Origin of the sequence: Acinetobacter sp. 102 (genome assembly GCF_037028485.1) — a bacterium.
Taxonomy (GTDB): domain Bacteria; phylum Pseudomonadota; class Gammaproteobacteria; order Pseudomonadales; family Moraxellaceae; genus Acinetobacter; species Acinetobacter higginsii.
Genome location: NZ_JAZEZK010000076.1, coordinates 1 through 363, shown reverse-complemented (window position 1 = coordinate 363; position 363 = coordinate 1). Strand labels below are relative to the sequence as shown.

The 363-nt window shown below is 44.9% G+C and carries 1 pseudogene; it reads right to left on the bottom strand.

The features are described from left to right. Window positions 1-363 (bottom strand): annotated as a pseudogene (locus tag WA352_RS21795) (hypothetical protein); the annotation flags it as partial.

The following is a 363-nucleotide window of genomic DNA, read 5'->3' as shown; positions in this document are numbered from 1 at the left end:
ATTCCAAGTCGTGTTACTTAAGCCACCAATGGTATTGGTTGTGCCATCAATCTTAACTTTGGTTGCACCACTGCCCACATTGATTGCATCTTTAACATTAACGGTATCGCCTAAACCTAGCTGGACACCATCTGCTGTCGTGGTACTGGTGATGCTACCATCCGTTGAACCTTTAACATTCAGCGTATCGCCTAATGCAAATTGGTTACTGCTGGTACCATTACCAAACTTAATCCCTTTGTCCGCTGTCGCTTGTGCTGCATCTGCTGCATTTTGCGCAGTGGTTACATTCTGATTCGTTGTGAATAATTGGCCACCATTCACCGCATCTGTTGATGCTGCTGAACTGATATCACCTGCTTT